Here is a 15,951-nt window from a genome sequence, read left to right on the forward strand (position 1 = left end):
CACTTCGTGGGGCGAGGGAGTTTCGAGTGAGTTCGTTATAAAGCCCCTCGCCCCTCTGGGGAGAGGGGTTGGGGTGAGGGGTCCGTTTCAGCCGGCGGCGATCACCGCGAGGGCCGCTTCAATTCCGGCACCGACATCCACTTTGTGCCCCAGCTTGCGCAAGGCCCCACCCATGGCGGTGATGGCGGTCGTTGCATAGATCGGCTCCGCCGCCGGCCCCATATGGCCGACGCGCAACACCTTGCCCGCCGTGGCGCCGAAGCCGCCGGAGAACACAACGCCGAATGCGTCTCGTGCCGTACTCACCCAGGCCTGTTCCGTGACGCCATCCGGAACGCGGATCGCCGTCGTGGTGGGGGAGGCGATGGCCTCCGTCTTCGCCCAGAGTTCCAGCCCCATCGCCTTGACGCCGGCCCGGGTGGCGGCGGCGGTCAGCGCATGGCGGCGCCAGACCTTCTCCGGCCCTTCATTGAGATACTGGTCGAACACGGCGTCGAGCCCGTTGATCTCGGCGACCGACGGCGTGAAGGGGAAGGGCTTGTCGTGCCGCCAGGCATCCTTCCAATCGAGATAGGAGAGGATCGAGGCGCGCGGCGCCTTCGGATTGGCTTCCATATGCGCCCAGGCACGCTCGCTCACCGCGACGACGGTGGTCCCCGGCGCACCGCCCAGGCATTTGCCGGGACCGGTGATGAAGACGTCGACATGGCAGTCATCGGGATGCACATCCATGCCGCCAAAGGACGAGACCGCGTCGACCAGCAGCAGCGCGCCATGATCGCGCACGATCTTGCCGATTTCGCGGATTGGGTTGATCGTGCCGGAGGGCGTGTCGTGATGGACTAGCGACACGATCTTGATGTCGGGGCGCTGCTTGAAGGCGGCGGCGACATCGGCCGGATCGATCGCCTCGTTGAACGGCACCTCGATCTCGACCATGTCCTTGTGATAGCGCGCCGACCAATAGCCGAAGCCCTTGCCATAGACGCCGGACGCCAAATTGAGCACGGTATCCTCAGGCCCAATCAGCGAGGCGGCCGCGGCTTCGATGGCCGGCGCCGGTTCCACCTGCAGCAGCAAAGCCGGTTCCTTGACCCGCAAGGCCGTCGCCGCTTTCTTCGCCACACTTTCGAAGAAATGCTGGAAATAGGGGTCGTAATGATAGGCGACCGGTCGCGACAGGGCGCGCAGGACGCTCGGATAGACCGCAACCGGTCCGGCGGACAACGTGACGACGGCTTCCTTGATGGTGGGCGCGCTCATGATCTGGGCATTTCCCCTGTGGTCGAGACGGCTTATTCTGATGCCGCCAATTCTAGACTGCGGCCGCGCCCATGAAAATACATCCGCTTCTGCTTTCGCTCCTTCTTCCTGCAGCTTGTATGCATACGCTTGGGGATCATGCCGTCAATCTGCAGCTCACCAATGCGGGGGCAGAACCGCTTTCATGCAAGATCGTTTATGGCCATTGGGTTGAGCGCGACCTGGGGCGCCTCGATCCCGGCACCACCTTCGACATCGCTTTGCGGCAGCAGAGCGAGGACCACGCGCTTTTCATCTACCGCGACGACATGCAGCGCCGATTGATGATTGAGAACATCCTGTGCGGCCGCGCGGGGAACTGGCATGAGACGACCGGCCAGGTCGATCTGGCGCGCCCGCGCCAGGCGGATATCGCCTATCTCGAAGCCACTTGCGCTGCCCCCGCAGGACCGGGCAGGGTGTCGTGCCAACTGACCGACATTGCGCCTTAAGGAATAAGATCGATGACCACCGCGACCCATGTTCCCGCTCTGCTGCAGGGCGATCCGCAGGCCGACGCCATCGGCGCGCCTGAGCGCCGCACCATGACGCGCGGCGAACTCGCGGCACTCGTCGCCCGCATCGGCGGTGCCTTGCGGGCGATCGGCATCGGGCAGAAGGATGCGGTGGCGATCGTCATGCCCAACGGCCCGGAAATGGCGGCGATGTTCGTGGGCGTCGCCAGCTATGCCGTGGCCGCCCCCTTGAACGCCGCCTACCGCGCCGACGAGTTCGATTTCTACTTGAGCGATCTCGATGCCAAGGCGCTCATCATCCTCGGCGGCCCGGACCAGCCCGCGCGCGCGGTGGCGGCGAAGCGCGGCATCCGCGTCATCGACGTGACGCCCGATCTCGCCGGTCCCGCCGGCGCGCTGACACTCTCCGTGCCCTTTGCCGATCACGGCGCCCCCAACCCGTCGCCCGATGATGTGGCGCTGGTGCTGCATACCTCCGGCACCACCTCGCGCCCGAAGATCGTGCCGCTCACCCATCGCAACCTCGCGACCTCGGCCGGCAATATCCGCAACACCCTGGCGCTCACGCCGGCCGACCGCTCTCTGGTCGTCATGCCGCTCTTCCACATCCACGGGCTGATTGCGGCACTCCTCTCCTCCTTCGCTGCCGGTGCCTCGGTCCATGTGCCGGCGGGCTTCAATGCCCTCAAATTCTTCGCGCAGCTCGATGAGGCCAAGGCCAGCTGGTATACGGCGGTGCCGACGATGCACCAGACCGTGCTGGCGCGCGCCGACCGCAACCAGGATGTGCTGGCGCGCAACAAGCTGCGCTTCATCCGCTCCTCTTCCGCCAGTCTGCCGCCCCAGGTGATGAAGCAGCTCGAAGAAACCTTCGGCTGCCCCGTCATCGAAGCCTATGGCATGACCGAGGCGGCGCACCAGATGGCCAGCAACCCACTGCCGCCCCGTGCGCGCAAGCCCGGCTCTGTCGGCATCGCGGCGGGGCCGGAGGTCGCCATCATGGGCACTGACGGCGCGCTGCTGCCGGCCGGCGAGGTGGGCGAGATCGTCATCAAGGGCGCCAATGTGACGCCGGGCTATGCCAACAACCCGAAGGCCAATGCAGAAGGCTTCCGCGATGGCTGGTTCCGCACCGGCGATCAGGGAATCCTGGACACGGAAGGCTATCTGCGTCTCACCGGGAGGCTGAAGGAGATCATCAACCGCGGCGGCGAGAAGATCTCCCCGCGCGAGGTCGACGACATCCTGATGGACCATCCCGCCGTGGCGCAGATCGTCACCTTCGGCATCCCGCATGAAAAACTGGGCGAGGAAGTCGGCGCCGCCATCGTGCTGAAGGAAGGCCAGAGCGCCAGCGAGCAGGACATCCGCAGTTTCGCGGCATCGCGCCTTGCCGATTTCAAGGTGCCGAAGAAGATCGTCTTCCTCGCCGAAATCCCGAAAGGGGCCACCGGCAAGCTGCAGCGCATCGGCCTGGCGCAAAAGCTCGGCCTCGTATCATGAAGGTAGCGATCTATGGTGCCGGCGCCATCGGCGGTCTGATCGGCGGTCACCTGGCGCGGACGGGTCAAGACGTCACGCTCATCGCCCGCGGCGCACATCTCACCGCCCTTAAGGAGAAGGGCCTGCACATCCATGGCATGAGCGGTGACTTCACCGTGCACCCGAAAGCCACCGAACACGCGATTGAGGCCGGCCCGCAGGATTTCGTCATCGTCGCATTGAAGGCCAATGCGGTCCCTGGCATCGCCGACAAGCTGGCGCCGCTCCTGGGCGCAAACACGGCCGTCGTCATGGCCGTCAACGGCATGCCCTGGTGGTATTTCTATGGCCAGGAAGGTGCCTTGAAGGATGCGCGCATTCCCGCCGTCGATCCGGATGGGAAGCTCTGGGATCTTGTGGGGCCGCAGCGCGTCATCGGCTGCGTCGTCTATCCGGCGGCCGAAGTCGTGGCACCCGGCGAGATCCGCCATGTCGAGAACGACCGCTTCTCCCTGGGTGAGGCGAGCGGCGAGAAGACCGAGCGTGTGCAGGCATTGTCCGCCGCCTTCATCGCCGCCGGTTTCAAGGCGCCGGTCAAGACCGACATCCGCACCGAAATCTGGGTCAAGCTCTGGGGCAATGTCGCCTTCAATCCCTTATCGGCCCTGACCGGCGGGACGCTGGCGGGGATCTGCAGCGACCCCGACACCCGCGCCGTCGCCAAGGCGATCATGGGCGAGGCCGAGGCCATCGCGAATGCCCTCGGCGTCAAGATGCCGATCGATGTGGAGAAGCGCATCAACGGTGCCGCCGGGGTGGGTGAGCACAAGACGTCGATGCTGCAGGACATCGAACGCGGCCGCCCGATCGAGCTCGAAGCCATCGTCGGCGCCGTTCGTGATCTCGGAAGGCTCGTTCATGTGCCCACACCGATGATCGACACGATCTACGCCCTGGTGAAACAGAAGGCGGGATTGCTGGGGTTGCTGTGAGGCACATCTAGCTCCACCGTCATGGTCGGCGAAGGCAGAGCATCACTGACGAGCAAACCCTTGGTAACTGTGGATCCCCGGGTCAAGCCCGGGGATGACGCAGTTGGTTCGGGAGAGACTGCAGAAACAGTATCGCACGACCTGTCCTGCAAAGCACCGTCATCCCCGGGCTTGACCCGGGGATCCACGCTCACAGCATGAGTCGGTCATAAAGGTCTTCCCAACCAGGATTGGTCTTTTCGATAAGTTCGATCTTCCAGTTTCTTGGCCAGCGTTTGATATTCTTCTCGCGTTGGATTGCGGCCTGAATGGTCTCGTGAAGCTCGGCAAAGACCAACTGCTTCAACGCATATCGGGCCGTAAACCCGTCTATACCAGCTTCTCTATGTTCCCAGGCGCGCTTGGCAAGATCGCTCGTGACGCCGACATAGAGTGTTCCTTGCGGATGATTGGTGACGATATAGACCCAGCCGCTCAATGCTTGCCCCTGTCGTCAAGAATAGATCCATCCTCAGCAACAGTGGATCCCCGGGTCAAGCCCGGGGATGACGGCTCTTTTCGAATAATCGCTTCTGCGATGCATAGACCCTGGCTGCCTCGGCCCCAAATCAACCGTCATCCCCGGGCTTGACCTGGGAATCCACTCTCATGGCACCAAAACCCGATATCGAATGCTCCCCAAAAGAAAAGCCCTCCCGCGATGGGGAGGGCGAGGAAGGGGACGTTGTTTGCGACAGGTCCCCGGCTATGCTGTGGCGCCGCTCACATCGTGGCGCCGATCTGCCACGGCACGAATTCGTTGTCGCCATAGCCCAGCTGCTCCGACTTCGACTGCTCGCCCGACGCCACGCGCAGGATCAGCTCGAAGATCTCCTGGCCCTTCTCCTGCACGGTGACACCGTCGAGGATGTCGCCGCAATTGATGTCCATGTCCTCGACCATGCGCTGATACATCGGCGTGTTGGTGGCGAGCTTGATGGAGGGTGTCGGCTTGCAGCCATAGGCAGAACCGCGGCCGGTGGTGAAACAGAGGATATTGGCACCGCCCGCCACCTGGCCAGTCGCGGAAACGGGGTCATAACCGGGCGTGTCCATGAAGACGAAGCCCTTGGCCGTCACCGGTTCGGCATATTCATAAACGGCGGTGAGGTTGGTGGTGCCGCCCTTGGCTGCAGCACCCAGCGACTTCTCAAGAATGGTGGTGAGGCCACCCGCCTTGTTGCCGGGCGAGGGATTGTTGTTCATCTCGCCGCCGTTTCGGGCGGCGTATTCTTCCCACCACTTGATCCGGCTCACCAGCTTTTCACCCACCTCGCGGTTGACGGCGCGGCGGGTCAGCAGATGTTCGGCGCCATAGATTTCCGGCGTCTCGGACAGAATGCCCGTGCCGCCATGCTTCACGAGGAGGTCGACCGCGGCACCCAGCGCCGGGTTTGCGGTGATGCCGGAATACCCGTCCGACCCGCCGCATTGAAGGGCGAGAATGAGTTCGGAGGCCGAGATCGTCTCGCGCCGCACGTCATTGGCCTTCGGCAGCATTTCCTTGATCGCGGCGACGCCGGCTTCGATGGTCTTTCGCGTGCCGCCGGTATCCTGGATGGTCATGGTGCGGAAGGTATCGCTCTCGACGATGTTGTAGAGCTCCTTCATGCGGCTGATCTGGAACACTTCGCAGCCCAGTCCCACCAGCAGCACGCCGGCAAGGTTCGGATTGGTGGCGTAACCCCACTGCGTGCGCTTCAGAATGTCGAAGCCTTCGCCCTTGGCGGCCATGCCGCAGCCGGTGCCATGGACGAAGGGGATGATGCCGTCGATATTGGGATACTGCGCCAGGATGCCGCTCTTGGTCACCGCTTCCGCCATGAAGCGCGCCACCGACGCCGAGCAGTTCACCGAGGTGAGGATGCCGATATAGTTGCGGGTCCCCGATTTGCCGTTGGCGCGGCGATAGCCTTGGAAGGTGGCGCGCGCCTCGACCGGCAACACCTCGTCGTTCTTGGCACCAGCAGCGAATTCATAGTCGCGGTCGAACTCGCCCATGCTGGTGTTATGCTCATGCACCCAATCGCCCGGCGCGATTTCCTCCGTCGCAAAACCGATGATCTGGCCGAACTTCAGCACCGGCTGTCCCACGGCAATCGGCGCCACTGCCATCTTGTGGCCGCGGGTGACGCGCGCATTGGCGGCGATGCCGCCGGCCGCCAATTTGCCCTTCTCGATTTCGTCGACGGCGACGACGACATTGTCTTTGGGCGACAGGCGAATGGACCGGGGTTCGGCGGCGACGACGCTGAGATTGCTCATGGCGGTTGTGCTGGCTCTGGCAAAAAGGGGTTGCGTTTCTTCGGCTACATTCTAACATGTTAGTATGAATGTCAAAGCGGAATCCTATGCGTTTTTGGGCGACGTCAGCGCATCGGCGCGTGGCGGCACGACCGCGCGCGTGGTCAGCGCCTTGCGCGAAGCCATTGTTTCGCTTGAACTCCTCCCGGGCACGCCGATCGACAAGGCAGCGCTCTGCGAGCGGCTGGGTGTTTCCCGTTTCCCCGTTTCAGAGGCGCTCTCGCGTCTCCAGGCCGAGGGGCTGGTCGATATCCGGCCGCAAAGCGGCACCACCGTCTCGCTCATTCGCTTAGGGGATGTGCGCGAAAACCTCTTCATGCGGCGCGCGCTTGAGGCGGAAGCCGTGCGCTCCCTCGCCCGCAACCTGGCGCCCGATGTGCTCGCGGCCTTGCAGCGGAACATCCGCTACCAGAAGGCCGCGGCCGGCGCCGGCGATCCGGTGGGCTTCCACAAGCTCGATCTGGAATTCCACGAGATCATCTTCTCCGCCCTCGGCTTCCCGCGTGCGCGGGCCGCAGTGGAAAGCGCGCGCCTGGGTCTTGATCGCATCCGCCGTCTGCTGGCGTCCAAGCGCCGCCACAAACTGACCTATGATGAACATGCCAAGATCGTCACTGCACTCGAAAGAGGCGATGGCGATGCGGCGGCCTCGGCGATGATCGTCCATCTCGACGCGGTGATGGGCGAATTGCTGAGCCTGGCCGAGAAACAGCCCGAAATCTTCGCCGACCGCAGCACCCAGCCCGTCCGCCGCGCGGCACTCGCCGCCAAGCCACAAGCGAAGAAGCGGGGGACGTGATGCAAACTTTGCTCATAGTTCTTCCCCCTCCCCCCTTGAGGGGGAGGGTCGGGGAGGGGGGTATCTCTCAACTGCCGAGATGCATCGTTACTGAAACGAACCACACCCCCCTCCCGCGCTAACGCGCGACCTCCCCCTCAAGGGGGAGGTAAGGGGAAGACGCCGAGAAGAATAGAAAGCCAGGGGAATGACATGAAATCGAAGATCTTCAAGGCGCCATCGGGTGCCGAAATCCCGTTCACCGAGCTTGGCTTCGGCACGGCGCCCTTGGGCAATCTGTTCCGTGCGCTTAGGGAAGACGAGGCGCAGGCGACGATGCAGGCGGCCTGGGAAGCGGGCATTCGTTACATCGACACGGCGCCGCTTTACGGCCTGGGGCTCTCCGAAACCCGCATCAATCATTTCCTGCGCGGCAAGCCGCGCGATTCTTATGTGCTCTCCACCAAGGTCGGCCGCCTGCTCGAGGTCTGCCCGCCGAGCGAGCGCACCGGCATCGGCAAGTTCTTCGACACGCCCTCGCGCCGCGAAATCTACGATTACAGCCATGACGGCATCATGCGCTCGATCGAATTCTCGCTGGAGCGCCTTGGGGTCGACCGCATCGATATTCTCTTCGTGCACGATATCGACGTTGCCAATCACAAGAGCGCGGCAGTGCGTGACGAAAAGGTCGCCGAGCTGATGAAGACCGGCTATGGCGCGCTGGTGAAACTGCGCGACCAGGGCGTCATCAAGGCCTTCGGGGCCGGCGTCAACGAATGGGAAGTGTGCGAGAACCTCGCCAAACAGGGCGATTTCGACATCTTCCTGCTGGCCGGCCGCTACACGCTTCTCGAACAGGAAGCGTTGAACTCCTTCCTGCCGCTTTGCGAACGGCGCAAGATCGGGATCGTGATCGGTGGCGCCTATAACTCCGGCATTCTCGCCACGGGTGCGAAGCCTGGCGCCTTCTACAATTACGACCCGGCGCCGCAGCATATCCTCGACCGCGTCGCCGGCATCGAGAAGGTGGTGGCAAAGCATGGTGTCAAACTGGTGGAAGCGGCCTTGCGCTTCCCGCTGGTGCATCCGGCGGTCGTCACCGTCGTTCCCGGCGCCAGTCGGCCGGAGGAGGTGGCCCTCAACATGCGGACACTCGCCGCCGATATTCCGGCAGCCCTCTGGGCCGATCTCAAATCCGCCGGCTTCATCCGCGCCGAAGCGCCGGTTCCGGGCAGCAAGTGATGCGCATCGACGCTCATCAGCATTTCTGGGCGCGTGCGCGCGGCGATTACGGCTGGCTGGAGACGATCGAGGCGGTGAAGCCGATTCGCCAGGATTACTATCCGGCCGATTTTGAGGCGATCCGCGCGCGGCACGGCATCGACCGCACGGTCCTGGTGCAGGCCGCGCCCAGCGTCGAAGAAACCGAATACATGCTGGGCCTTGCTGACGCGACGCCCTGGATCGCCAAGGTCGTGGGCTGGGTCGATTTCGAAGATGCCACCCACCGCCGGCACCTCGAACGCTGGTCGCATCATGCCAAGTTCTCAGGCGTGCGGCCGATGATCCAGGATATTGCCGATACCGATTGGATGCTGCGGCCGGATGTGCAATGGGGCTATGCCGCCGTCTGCGCACTCGACCTCACTTTCGATGCGCTGGGCCTGCCGCGCCATCTCGACAACTTCCTGCGCCTGTTCGACCGCTACCCGAAGATGCGCGTCGTCATCGATCACTGCCTGAAGCCGGAAATCCGCAACGATGCCTTCGACGACTGGGCGGTAAAGATGGCGTCCATCGCCGACAAGACCGGCGCCTTCTGCAAGCTCTCGGGCCTTGGCACCGAAGCAAAACCGGGCTGGAGCGCCGCGACCCTCAGGCCCTATGCCGAGCATGTCATCAACAGTTTCGGGCCCTCCCGCGTCATGTGGGGCTCCGACTGGCCGGTGATCAATCTCAACGGCAGCTATGACAGCTGGCGCGCCGCCGCAGAAGAGATCGTAAAACCCGCCGACGCTGCCCGCATCTTCGGTGGTACTGCGAAAGAGTTTTATCGGATTGCTTGATGCCTATTATTGAGTCGTCATGCCCGGGCCCAGAGTTTATCCCATTGGCCGGGCATCCACTTTCTCCAGGCCATCAGTGGATCCCCGGGTCTTCGCCCGGGGATGACGGAATAGAGAAGGAAACAGAAAATTGACCAACAGACTTTCCGGCAAGATCGCTCTCGTCACCGCTGCCGCCCAAGGCATCGGTGAGGCCTCGGCGCGTGCATTCGCCGCTGAAGGGGCGCAAGTGATCGCCACCGACATCTCCGCCGCCAATCTCGAAAAGCTGAAGGGCGTTCCCGGCATTCGCACGCGTTTACTGGATGTGACGAAACAGGACGCCGTCGATGCCTTGGTGAAGGACGAGCCCAGGATCGACGTGCTCTTCAATTGCGCCGGCTTCGTCCATAACGGCACGATCCTCGATTGCGCCGAAAAGGATTGGGATTTCAGCTTCGACCTCAATGCCAAGGCGATGTACCGCATGATCCGCGCTATTCTTCCGGGCATGCTGGAGCGGGGCAAAGGCTCGATCGTCAACATGTCCTCGGTCGCCTCGTCGATGATCGCCGTCCCCAACCGCTTCGTTTACGGCGCCAGCAAGGCTGCGGTGATTGGTCTCACCAAGGCGGTGGCGGCCGATTTCGTGACCAGGGGCATCCGCTGCAACGCCATCTGCCCGGGCACGGTGGAATCTCCCTCCCTGCAGGACCGCATGCGCGCGGTCGGCGAGACGATGGGCGGCGATTACGACAAGGCGCGCGCCGCCTTCATCGCCCGCCAGCCCATGGGCCGGCTGGGCACGCCGGAGGAGATTGCCGCCGCAGCGGTCTTTCTTGCCAGCGACGAATCTGCTTTGATGACTGGAACCGCTCTGGCCGTCGATGGCGGCTGGACGAATATCTGAGGAATAAGATGAAACTTTTGCGTTACGGCGCCCGCGGTGCCGAAAAGCCGGGCCTCCTCGACAAGGACGGCAAGATTCGTGACCTCTCGCAGCATGTGCCGGATATTGCCGGTGCGGTGCTTTCGCCGGAGAGCCTCGCGCGCCTCGCCAAGATCGATGCGGCGACCCTGCCGCTGGTCGAGGGCAACCCGCGTTATGGCGCCTGCGTCGGCAATATCGGCAAGTTCATCTGTGTGGGCCTCAATTATTCGGATCACGCCAAGGAAACCGGCGCCGAGCCGCCCAAGGAACCGATCCTGTTCATGAAGGCGACCAGCGCCGTGGTCGGTGCCAATGACAATGTCATGATCCCGAGGAATTCGGTGAAGACCGATTGGGAAGTCGAGCTTGGCGTCGTCATCGGCCGCGAGGCGCGCTATGTCGACGAGAAGAGCGCCCTCGACTATGTCGCCGGCTATTGCGTCATCAACGATGTCTCCGAGCGCGCCTTCCAGACCGAGCGCGGCGGCCAGTGGGTGAAGGGCAAGTCCGCCGACACCTTCGGTCCCACCGGCCCCTGGCTGGTGACCAAGGACGAGGTGAAGGATGTCCAGAACCTCGGCATGTGGCTCGATGTCGACGAGAAGCGCTATCAGAATGGCTCCACCAAGACGATGATCTTCGGTGTGGCACATCTGGTGCATTACATCTCGCAATTCATGAGCCTGCAGCCGGGCGATGTGATTTCGACCGGCACGCCGCCGGGCGTGGGTCTGGGGCAGAAGCCCAATCCGATCTATCTCAAAGCCGGCCAGGTCATGCGCCTTGGGATCGAGGGCCTGGGCGAGCAGCGCCAGCAGGTCATTGCGACGCCGTAAGATGTTCCTGTCCTGCGGCGACGCGCTCTTCGACTGTTTCTCCGTTCCGACCGACGGCCCGGCCACCATCCGTTTGGATGGCCGGGTCGGCGGCTCACCGCTCAATGTGGCGCTCGGCCTCGCCCGTCTCGGCCGGCCGGTCGGCTATTTCACCAAGAACTCGACCGATCTCTTCGGTCGGCGCATCCTCGCCTTCCTGCAAAAGGAAGGGGTCGATACCAGTTTGATCGTGCCGACATCCCGCAATTCGACGCTGGCGATGGTCGAACTCGACAAGACCGGCAGTGCATCCTACGCCTTCTACACCGGTGGGACCGCCGACCGATCGCTGGAACAAAGCGAATTGCCGGCACAATTGCCAGCGGCCATCCGCGCCATTCATATCGGTTCCTACACCACGGCGACCGAACCCACAGCGTCGACGCTGGTGGCCCTGGTGAAGCGCGAGCGCGACCGCCGCTTCATCTCTTATGATCCCAATATCCGCCCGTCGATCGAACCCGACCTCGATCTCTGGCGCGCCCGCATCGCGTCACTCGTCGGTACGGCGCATCTCCTGAAGCTGAGCTCAGAGGATGCCGAGCTGCTGTTCCCGAAACAGTCGCTGGAAAGCCTCGCCCAGGATTGGACCCGTCGCGGCGTGCGCCTCGTCATCGTCACCAAGGGCGGCGAGGGGGCCATCGGCTTCACCGGACATGGCGTCAGTGCCGCCGTTCCCGGTGTTCATGTCAATGTCGTCGATACGGTGGGGGCGGGCGATACGTTCCAGGCAGCGACGCTGGCCTGGCTCGAAAAGCACGACGCCCTGGGCGGTGCCGAAGCGGCCGATCTCGATTCCGACGCGCTGCGTGCGCTGCTTTCTTTCGGCGCCCGGGCTGCGGCCATCACCTGCAGCCGTCGCGGCGCCGATCTGCCGTTCGCGGCCGACCTCAAGGATTTCTCATGACTTACCGCCTCTTCATCGACAGCGCCAACCCGGCCGATTGGGATCTGGGCTTGGCTCGCGGCTGGTTGCATGGCGTCACCACCAACCCGCTCATCATCTCGCGTGCCGGCAAGAAGGTCGACCTCGCCACCGCGCAGGATCTCGTTGCCAATGCCAAGAAGCGCAATCTCCATGAACTGCAGCTGCAGGTGACCGGCCACACCGCCGGCGAGCTACATGCCAGTGGTGCCGCCTTGCGCGACCTCTGGGACAAGGTGACGATCAAGATCCCGGCGACCGCCGCCGGTTTCGAAGCCGCGGCACCGCTCTGCCGCCAGGGCTACAGCGTCACCATCACCGCCTGTTACACCGCGCATCAGACCATGCTCGCCGCCAGCATCGGTGCCAAATATGTGGCGCCCTATTACGGCCGCATGCTCGATGCCGGCCTCGATGCCGATGCGCGGTTGAATGCGATGCTCGAAATCAGCCGCCGCGAGGATGTCCGGGTGCTGGTCGCCAGCATTCGCTCGATCGACCAGTTGGAGACCCTGACGGCGCGTGGTTTCGACACCTTCACCATCACCGCGGCGCTGGCCGGTCAGCTCGGCACCGATGCCCAAAGCGACGGGGCGGCGGCCGATTTCATGGCGGCTGCCGAGGCCAGCCTGAAATAGCCCCCTCGCGGGGGATGCAAAATCCGCTTTTAGCCTGAATATCTGTTCAAAATTTGAACAGGTATTCAGGCAACCGCTGCCCTTGCCGATTGTTCCTGATCACCTCTTCATTGATCGGGTCCGGCGTGAAATTTTTCCTGCGCATCGTTCTTGGCCTAGTCGTCGTCATTCTCCTCCTCATCGGCGGGGCGGTGATCTGGCTGACCCAGGCCGATTTGAAACCGATCGCCGAACGGGCGGCGAGCGAAGCGTTGGGCCGCACCGTGGCCGCCGAGAGCTTCAGCGTCGACTGGGGCGCGCCGCTCCATATCGAACTCACCAATCTGCGTATCGCCAACGCGCCGTGGGGCAGCGAGCGTGACATGATCACGCTCAAGAGCTTCAACGCCGATGTCGAGCCGATGTCGCTGTGGCGTGGCGTTCCTGTTTATCAGCATATGCGGGCGCAAGGCCTCAAGGTCGTCCTGGAACGTGATAAGCAGGGCATCGGTAATTGGAAGTTCGGCAGTGAAACGTCAAGTGGCGGCTTTGCGCTTATTCCGAAAAACCGGACTCAATTTCCGACACTGCTCGACATGGTGCTGAAGGATGCGCTTGTCACCTACCGCACCTATTCAGGCAATACCTTGCGCATCCAGCTGGACAATGTCGCCATCGCGGCACCTGACGACGTCTCGGCGGTCACGCTGAAGGCAGCCGGTGCCTATAACAACACGCCTTTGGGCCTTGATGCGACGACTGGATCGTTCCGGGACATGCGCCTGGCGGATAAGCCGTTCCGCACTGATTTCGAAATTTTCGGCAAGACTGCGCGCCTCAGCTTCAAGGGCACGCAGATGGAGCCCTTGGATTTCGACGGTGTCGATGGTCAGGCCCATCTCAAGGCGGAGGAACTCGACAATCTGCTGGCAAGTTTCGGCGCCGATCTGGTCGCCGACTATCCCCTGGTCATCGATGCGCATTTGACCAAGAAGGGCGACCATTGGGAACTGACGCGTGCCAAGGGCCAGTTGGATCAAGGAAATTTCAGTGGCCAGCTGATCCTAGACGAGGGCAGCAAGGGCGCGCCGGACCGCGTTGCGACAGAACTCTCCTTTGACCGATTGGATGTCGATCGGCTTCTGGCTGGTCAGTCATCGGGTGCCGAGCCCAACCTGTCGGCGCCTGGCCAGTCGGGCGTTGTGCTGGATGCACAGCTGCGGGCCGATCAGTTCGTCTACCGCTTCATCAGGCTGCGTGATGTCGAGGTGAGCGGTCACATGGGGCCGGGTGTCCTGGCATTGAAGTCGCTGCGCTTTCCCTATGCCGGTGGGCGCGTGCAGGCGTCGCTTGACGTCAAAGATCGCATTGCTGCCACGGCCATCGTCGATGGCGTGGATGCCGACAAGCTGGCGCGCGAAATGGGGGCGGCGGCAGGCGATGTCACGGGAAAGATATCGGGGCGCATCAAACTTGATATGCCGAGCGGCACGCTGCGTGAGGCCCTGGGGCAAAGCCAGGGTGCTGCCGTCATCAGCATGAGCGAGGGAGGCTTACGCCGCGCGATCCTCGAACAGATGTCGACCGATCTGCGGTCCTTGTTTCGCGAAAAGGAAGGCAGTTCGCCGATCCGCTGCATGGGTGGGATCGTCATTCTGAAAGATGGGATCGCCGTGGTGGCACCGCTGCGCCTGATGGCCAAGGGGGCCATCCTCAATGGCGGCGGCACGATCGATATGGCCAAGCGACAGGTCGATCTGCGCCTGCGGTCGGAGCGCAAATCCACGGGCTTTTTCGCGCTGGATCTGCCGATCGGGATCAGCGGCAGCTTCGATAATCTGTCGGCGGGTCTTGCCGGGGATGGGGCCAAGAAATGGGCGCCACCGCCGGGGCCGAAGGCCACTGCGCTCGATCCCGACATGCAAAAGCTCGTGAGCGGCAATCCCTGCCTCAATTAGCGCCAAAAGCGGCCGAATGTCATGGCCGGGTCATGGACAGAAGGCGGGCAGAAAGGTTAAAACCCGGCGCGCAAGGATGTTTGCGCGAGGGAGCCTTTTGCCATGTCGAATGCGTTGCTGAACGGCCGCCAGGTTGCCGATACCATGCTGGTGCAGACCCGCGCCCAAGTGGCGGATCTCAAAGCCAATGGCTGGGCACCGCGGCTGTGTTCGATCTCGGTCGGCGACGTCAGCGCCGTGCAGCTCTATGTGCGCAACCAGAAGCGCACGGCTGAAAAGGCCGACATCCAGTTCGAAGAAGTCCATTTCCCGGCCGAGATCCATCAGGAGCAGTTGCTGGCGGCGATCCACGGCATGAACGCGGATCCCCGCGTGACCGGCATCATCCTGCAGCGCCCGGTGCCGCAGCATCTGTCGATCAAGCAATTGCAGGGCGCCATCCATCCGCTCAAAGATGTCGAAGGCATGCATCCGGCCTCGATCGGCAACATTGTCTATAACGAACTGGAACTGGGGCCGTGCACGGCGATGGCCTCGGTCGAGTTGCTGCGCCAGACCAGCCTCAGCCTCGCCGGGCTTGAAGTCGTCGTCGTCGGCCATTCGGAAATCGTCGGCAAGCCCATCGCCTTCCTGCTGATGGCGGAAGGGGCCACCGTTACGGTCTGCCATCATATGACGCGGAACCTGTCGGTTCATTCGCGCCGGGCCGATGCGCTGTTCGTGGCGGTGGGGAAGCCGGGCCTCATCAAGGCCGAGATGGTGAAGCCGGGGGCTGCCGTCATCGATATCGGTATCAATCAGATCACGCTGCCGGACGGGTCGACCAAGGTGGTCGGCGATGTCGATTTCGATTCCGTGTCGCAGATTGCCGGCTGGATCACGCCGGTCCCGGGTGGTGTCGGCCCGGTGACGGTCGCGGTGCTGATGCGCAATGCGGTCATCGGCGCCACCCGCCAGAAAAAGCACTACGAGAGCCTGTTCGGCCCGCAGGCACAGTAGCCAATCTATGAAGTCACCCTGCATCGACATCTGCAAGTTCGACGGCCGCACCGGCTGGTGCGTCGCCTGCGGCCGCACCAAGGAAGAATGCCGCGGCTGGAAGAAAGCGCCGCGTCCAAGACTGATTTCCTTGAGCGCGGAACTGCCGCGCCGGCTTGCCAAGCTCGCGGCAAGGGACGCAGGCTGACCTTTTCTTTGAGGACGCCACATGCTCTAAACGCCTGA

The 15,951-nt window shown here is 63.1% G+C and carries 16 protein-coding genes; 13 read left to right on the top strand and 3 right to left on the bottom strand.

Annotation, left to right across the window (positions count from 1 at the left end; genetic code table 11):
- Positions 1–87 precede the first annotated feature (87 nt).
- Positions 88–1,263: a pyridoxamine--pyruvate transaminase gene (gene ppaT, locus SMD31_RS11850; RefSeq protein ID WP_320501102.1), complete on the bottom strand. Its 1,176-nt coding sequence runs from the start codon at positions 1,261–1,263 to the stop codon at positions 88–90.
- Between the two features lie 119 nt (positions 1,264–1,382).
- Here ppaT and SMD31_RS11855 point away from each other — a divergent pair, with 119 nt between their 5' ends.
- The 3 genes from SMD31_RS11855 to SMD31_RS11865 are packed head-to-tail and all read left to right on the top strand — an operon-like array spanning position 1,383 to position 4,252.
- Positions 1,383–1,754 carry a hypothetical protein gene (locus SMD31_RS11855; protein WP_320501103.1) on the top strand — a complete coding sequence of 124 codons (372 nt, stop codon included), beginning with the start codon at positions 1,383–1,385 and terminating at the stop codon, positions 1,752–1,754.
- Between the two features lie 12 nt (positions 1,755–1,766).
- Complete coding sequence (locus tag SMD31_RS11860; protein WP_320501104.1) at positions 1,767–3,281, top strand: acyl--CoA ligase; 1,515 nt, start codon at positions 1,767–1,769, stop codon at positions 3,279–3,281.
- Positions 3,278–4,252: a 2-dehydropantoate 2-reductase gene (locus tag SMD31_RS11865; protein WP_320501105.1), complete on the top strand. Its 975-nt coding sequence runs from the start codon at positions 3,278–3,280 to the stop codon at positions 4,250–4,252. Before SMD31_RS11860 ends, SMD31_RS11865 begins: the two co-directional genes overlap by 4 nt.
- A 190-nt stretch (positions 4,253–4,442) precedes the next feature.
- Here the strand turns inward: SMD31_RS11865 and SMD31_RS11870 are convergent, their stop codons facing one another.
- On the bottom strand, positions 4,443–4,730 hold the full coding sequence (locus SMD31_RS11870; protein ID WP_320501106.1) for a GIY-YIG nuclease family protein: 288 nt from the start codon (positions 4,728–4,730) through the stop codon (positions 4,443–4,445).
- Between the two features lie 284 nt (positions 4,731–5,014).
- On the bottom strand, positions 5,015–6,556 hold the full coding sequence (locus SMD31_RS11875; RefSeq protein WP_320501107.1) for a UxaA family hydrolase: 1,542 nt from the start codon (positions 6,554–6,556) through the stop codon (positions 5,015–5,017).
- A 64-nt stretch (positions 6,557–6,620) separates the two neighbouring features.
- Here SMD31_RS11875 and SMD31_RS11880 point away from each other — a divergent pair, with 64 nt between their 5' ends.
- The 10 genes from SMD31_RS11880 (at position 6,621) to SMD31_RS11925 (ending at position 15,913) form a co-directional block, all read left to right on the top strand.
- Positions 6,621–7,394, top strand: a complete 774-nt coding sequence (locus SMD31_RS11880) for a GntR family transcriptional regulator (protein ID WP_320501108.1) — start codon at positions 6,621–6,623, stop codon at positions 7,392–7,394.
- Between the two features lie 192 nt (positions 7,395–7,586).
- Entirely contained in the window at positions 7,587–8,618 is a 1,032-nt protein-coding gene (locus tag SMD31_RS11885) for an aldo/keto reductase (protein ID WP_320501109.1), read from the top strand.
- Positions 8,618–9,442 carry an amidohydrolase family protein gene (locus SMD31_RS11890; protein WP_320501110.1) on the top strand — a complete coding sequence of 275 codons (825 nt, stop codon included), beginning with the start codon at positions 8,618–8,620 and terminating at the stop codon, positions 9,440–9,442. Before SMD31_RS11885 ends, SMD31_RS11890 begins: the two co-directional genes overlap by 1 nt.
- Before the next feature lie 130 nt (positions 9,443–9,572).
- Positions 9,573–10,331, top strand: coding sequence for an SDR family oxidoreductase (locus SMD31_RS11895; protein ID WP_320501111.1), 759 nt, complete (start codon positions 9,573–9,575; stop codon positions 10,329–10,331).
- Positions 10,332–10,339: 8 nt separating this feature from the next.
- The gene (locus SMD31_RS11900; RefSeq protein WP_320501112.1) at positions 10,340–11,188 is read left to right on the top strand and encodes a fumarylacetoacetate hydrolase family protein; all 849 of its coding nucleotides are present in this window, start codon (positions 10,340–10,342) and stop codon (positions 11,186–11,188) included.
- A complete protein-coding gene (locus SMD31_RS11905) occupies positions 11,175–12,134 on the top strand; it encodes a carbohydrate kinase family protein (RefSeq protein ID WP_320501113.1) in 960 nt (319 codons plus the stop codon). Before SMD31_RS11900 ends, SMD31_RS11905 begins: the two co-directional genes overlap by 14 nt.
- Complete coding sequence (locus SMD31_RS11910; RefSeq protein ID WP_320501114.1) at positions 12,131–12,790, top strand: transaldolase family protein; 660 nt, start codon at positions 12,131–12,133, stop codon at positions 12,788–12,790. Before SMD31_RS11905 ends, SMD31_RS11910 begins: the two co-directional genes overlap by 4 nt.
- A 125-nt stretch (positions 12,791–12,915) precedes the next feature.
- The gene (locus tag SMD31_RS11915; RefSeq protein ID WP_320501115.1) at positions 12,916–14,727 is read left to right on the top strand and encodes an AsmA family protein; all 1,812 of its coding nucleotides are present in this window, start codon (positions 12,916–12,918) and stop codon (positions 14,725–14,727) included.
- Between the two features lie 102 nt (positions 14,728–14,829).
- On the top strand, positions 14,830–15,726 hold the full coding sequence (locus SMD31_RS11920) for a bifunctional 5,10-methylenetetrahydrofolate dehydrogenase/5,10-methenyltetrahydrofolate cyclohydrolase (RefSeq protein WP_320501116.1): 897 nt from the start codon (positions 14,830–14,832) through the stop codon (positions 15,724–15,726).
- A 7-nt stretch (positions 15,727–15,733) separates the two neighbouring features.
- Positions 15,734–15,913, top strand: coding sequence for a DUF1289 domain-containing protein (locus SMD31_RS11925; RefSeq protein WP_320501117.1), 180 nt, complete (start codon positions 15,734–15,736; stop codon positions 15,911–15,913).
- Positions 15,914–15,951 lie beyond the last annotated feature (38 nt).

The organism is Dongia rigui (assembly GCF_034044635.1).
Lineage (GTDB): Bacteria > Pseudomonadota > Alphaproteobacteria > Dongiales > Dongiaceae > Dongia > Dongia rigui.

Excerpts from the sequence above, each read along its gene's own strand:
- SMD31_RS11865 (WP_320501105.1), top strand. The coding sequence starts at position 3,278 with ATGAAGGTAGCGATCTATGGTGCCGGCGCCATCGGCGGTCTGATCGGC.
- ppaT (WP_320501102.1), bottom strand. The coding sequence starts at position 1,263 with ATGAGCGCGCCCACCATCAAGGAAGCCGTCGTCACGTTGTCCGCCGGA.
- SMD31_RS11920 (WP_320501116.1), top strand. The coding sequence starts at position 14,830 with ATGTCGAATGCGTTGCTGAACGGCCGCCAGGTTGCCGATACCATGCTG.
- SMD31_RS11855 (WP_320501103.1), top strand. The coding sequence starts at position 1,383 with ATGCATACGCTTGGGGATCATGCCGTCAATCTGCAGCTCACCAATGCG.
- SMD31_RS11860 (WP_320501104.1), top strand. The coding sequence starts at position 1,767 with ATGACCACCGCGACCCATGTTCCCGCTCTGCTGCAGGGCGATCCGCAG.
- SMD31_RS11875 (WP_320501107.1), bottom strand. The coding sequence starts at position 6,556 with ATGAGCAATCTCAGCGTCGTCGCCGCCGAACCCCGGTCCATTCGCCTG.
- SMD31_RS11890 (WP_320501110.1), top strand. The coding sequence starts at position 8,618 with ATGCGCATCGACGCTCATCAGCATTTCTGGGCGCGTGCGCGCGGCGAT.
- SMD31_RS11925 (WP_320501117.1), top strand. The coding sequence starts at position 15,734 with ATGAAGTCACCCTGCATCGACATCTGCAAGTTCGACGGCCGCACCGGC.
- SMD31_RS11885 (WP_320501109.1), top strand. The coding sequence starts at position 7,587 with ATGAAATCGAAGATCTTCAAGGCGCCATCGGGTGCCGAAATCCCGTTC.
- SMD31_RS11900 (WP_320501112.1), top strand. The coding sequence starts at position 10,340 with ATGAAACTTTTGCGTTACGGCGCCCGCGGTGCCGAAAAGCCGGGCCTC.
- SMD31_RS11910 (WP_320501114.1), top strand. The coding sequence starts at position 12,131 with ATGACTTACCGCCTCTTCATCGACAGCGCCAACCCGGCCGATTGGGAT.
- SMD31_RS11880 (WP_320501108.1), top strand. The coding sequence starts at position 6,621 with ATGAATGTCAAAGCGGAATCCTATGCGTTTTTGGGCGACGTCAGCGCA.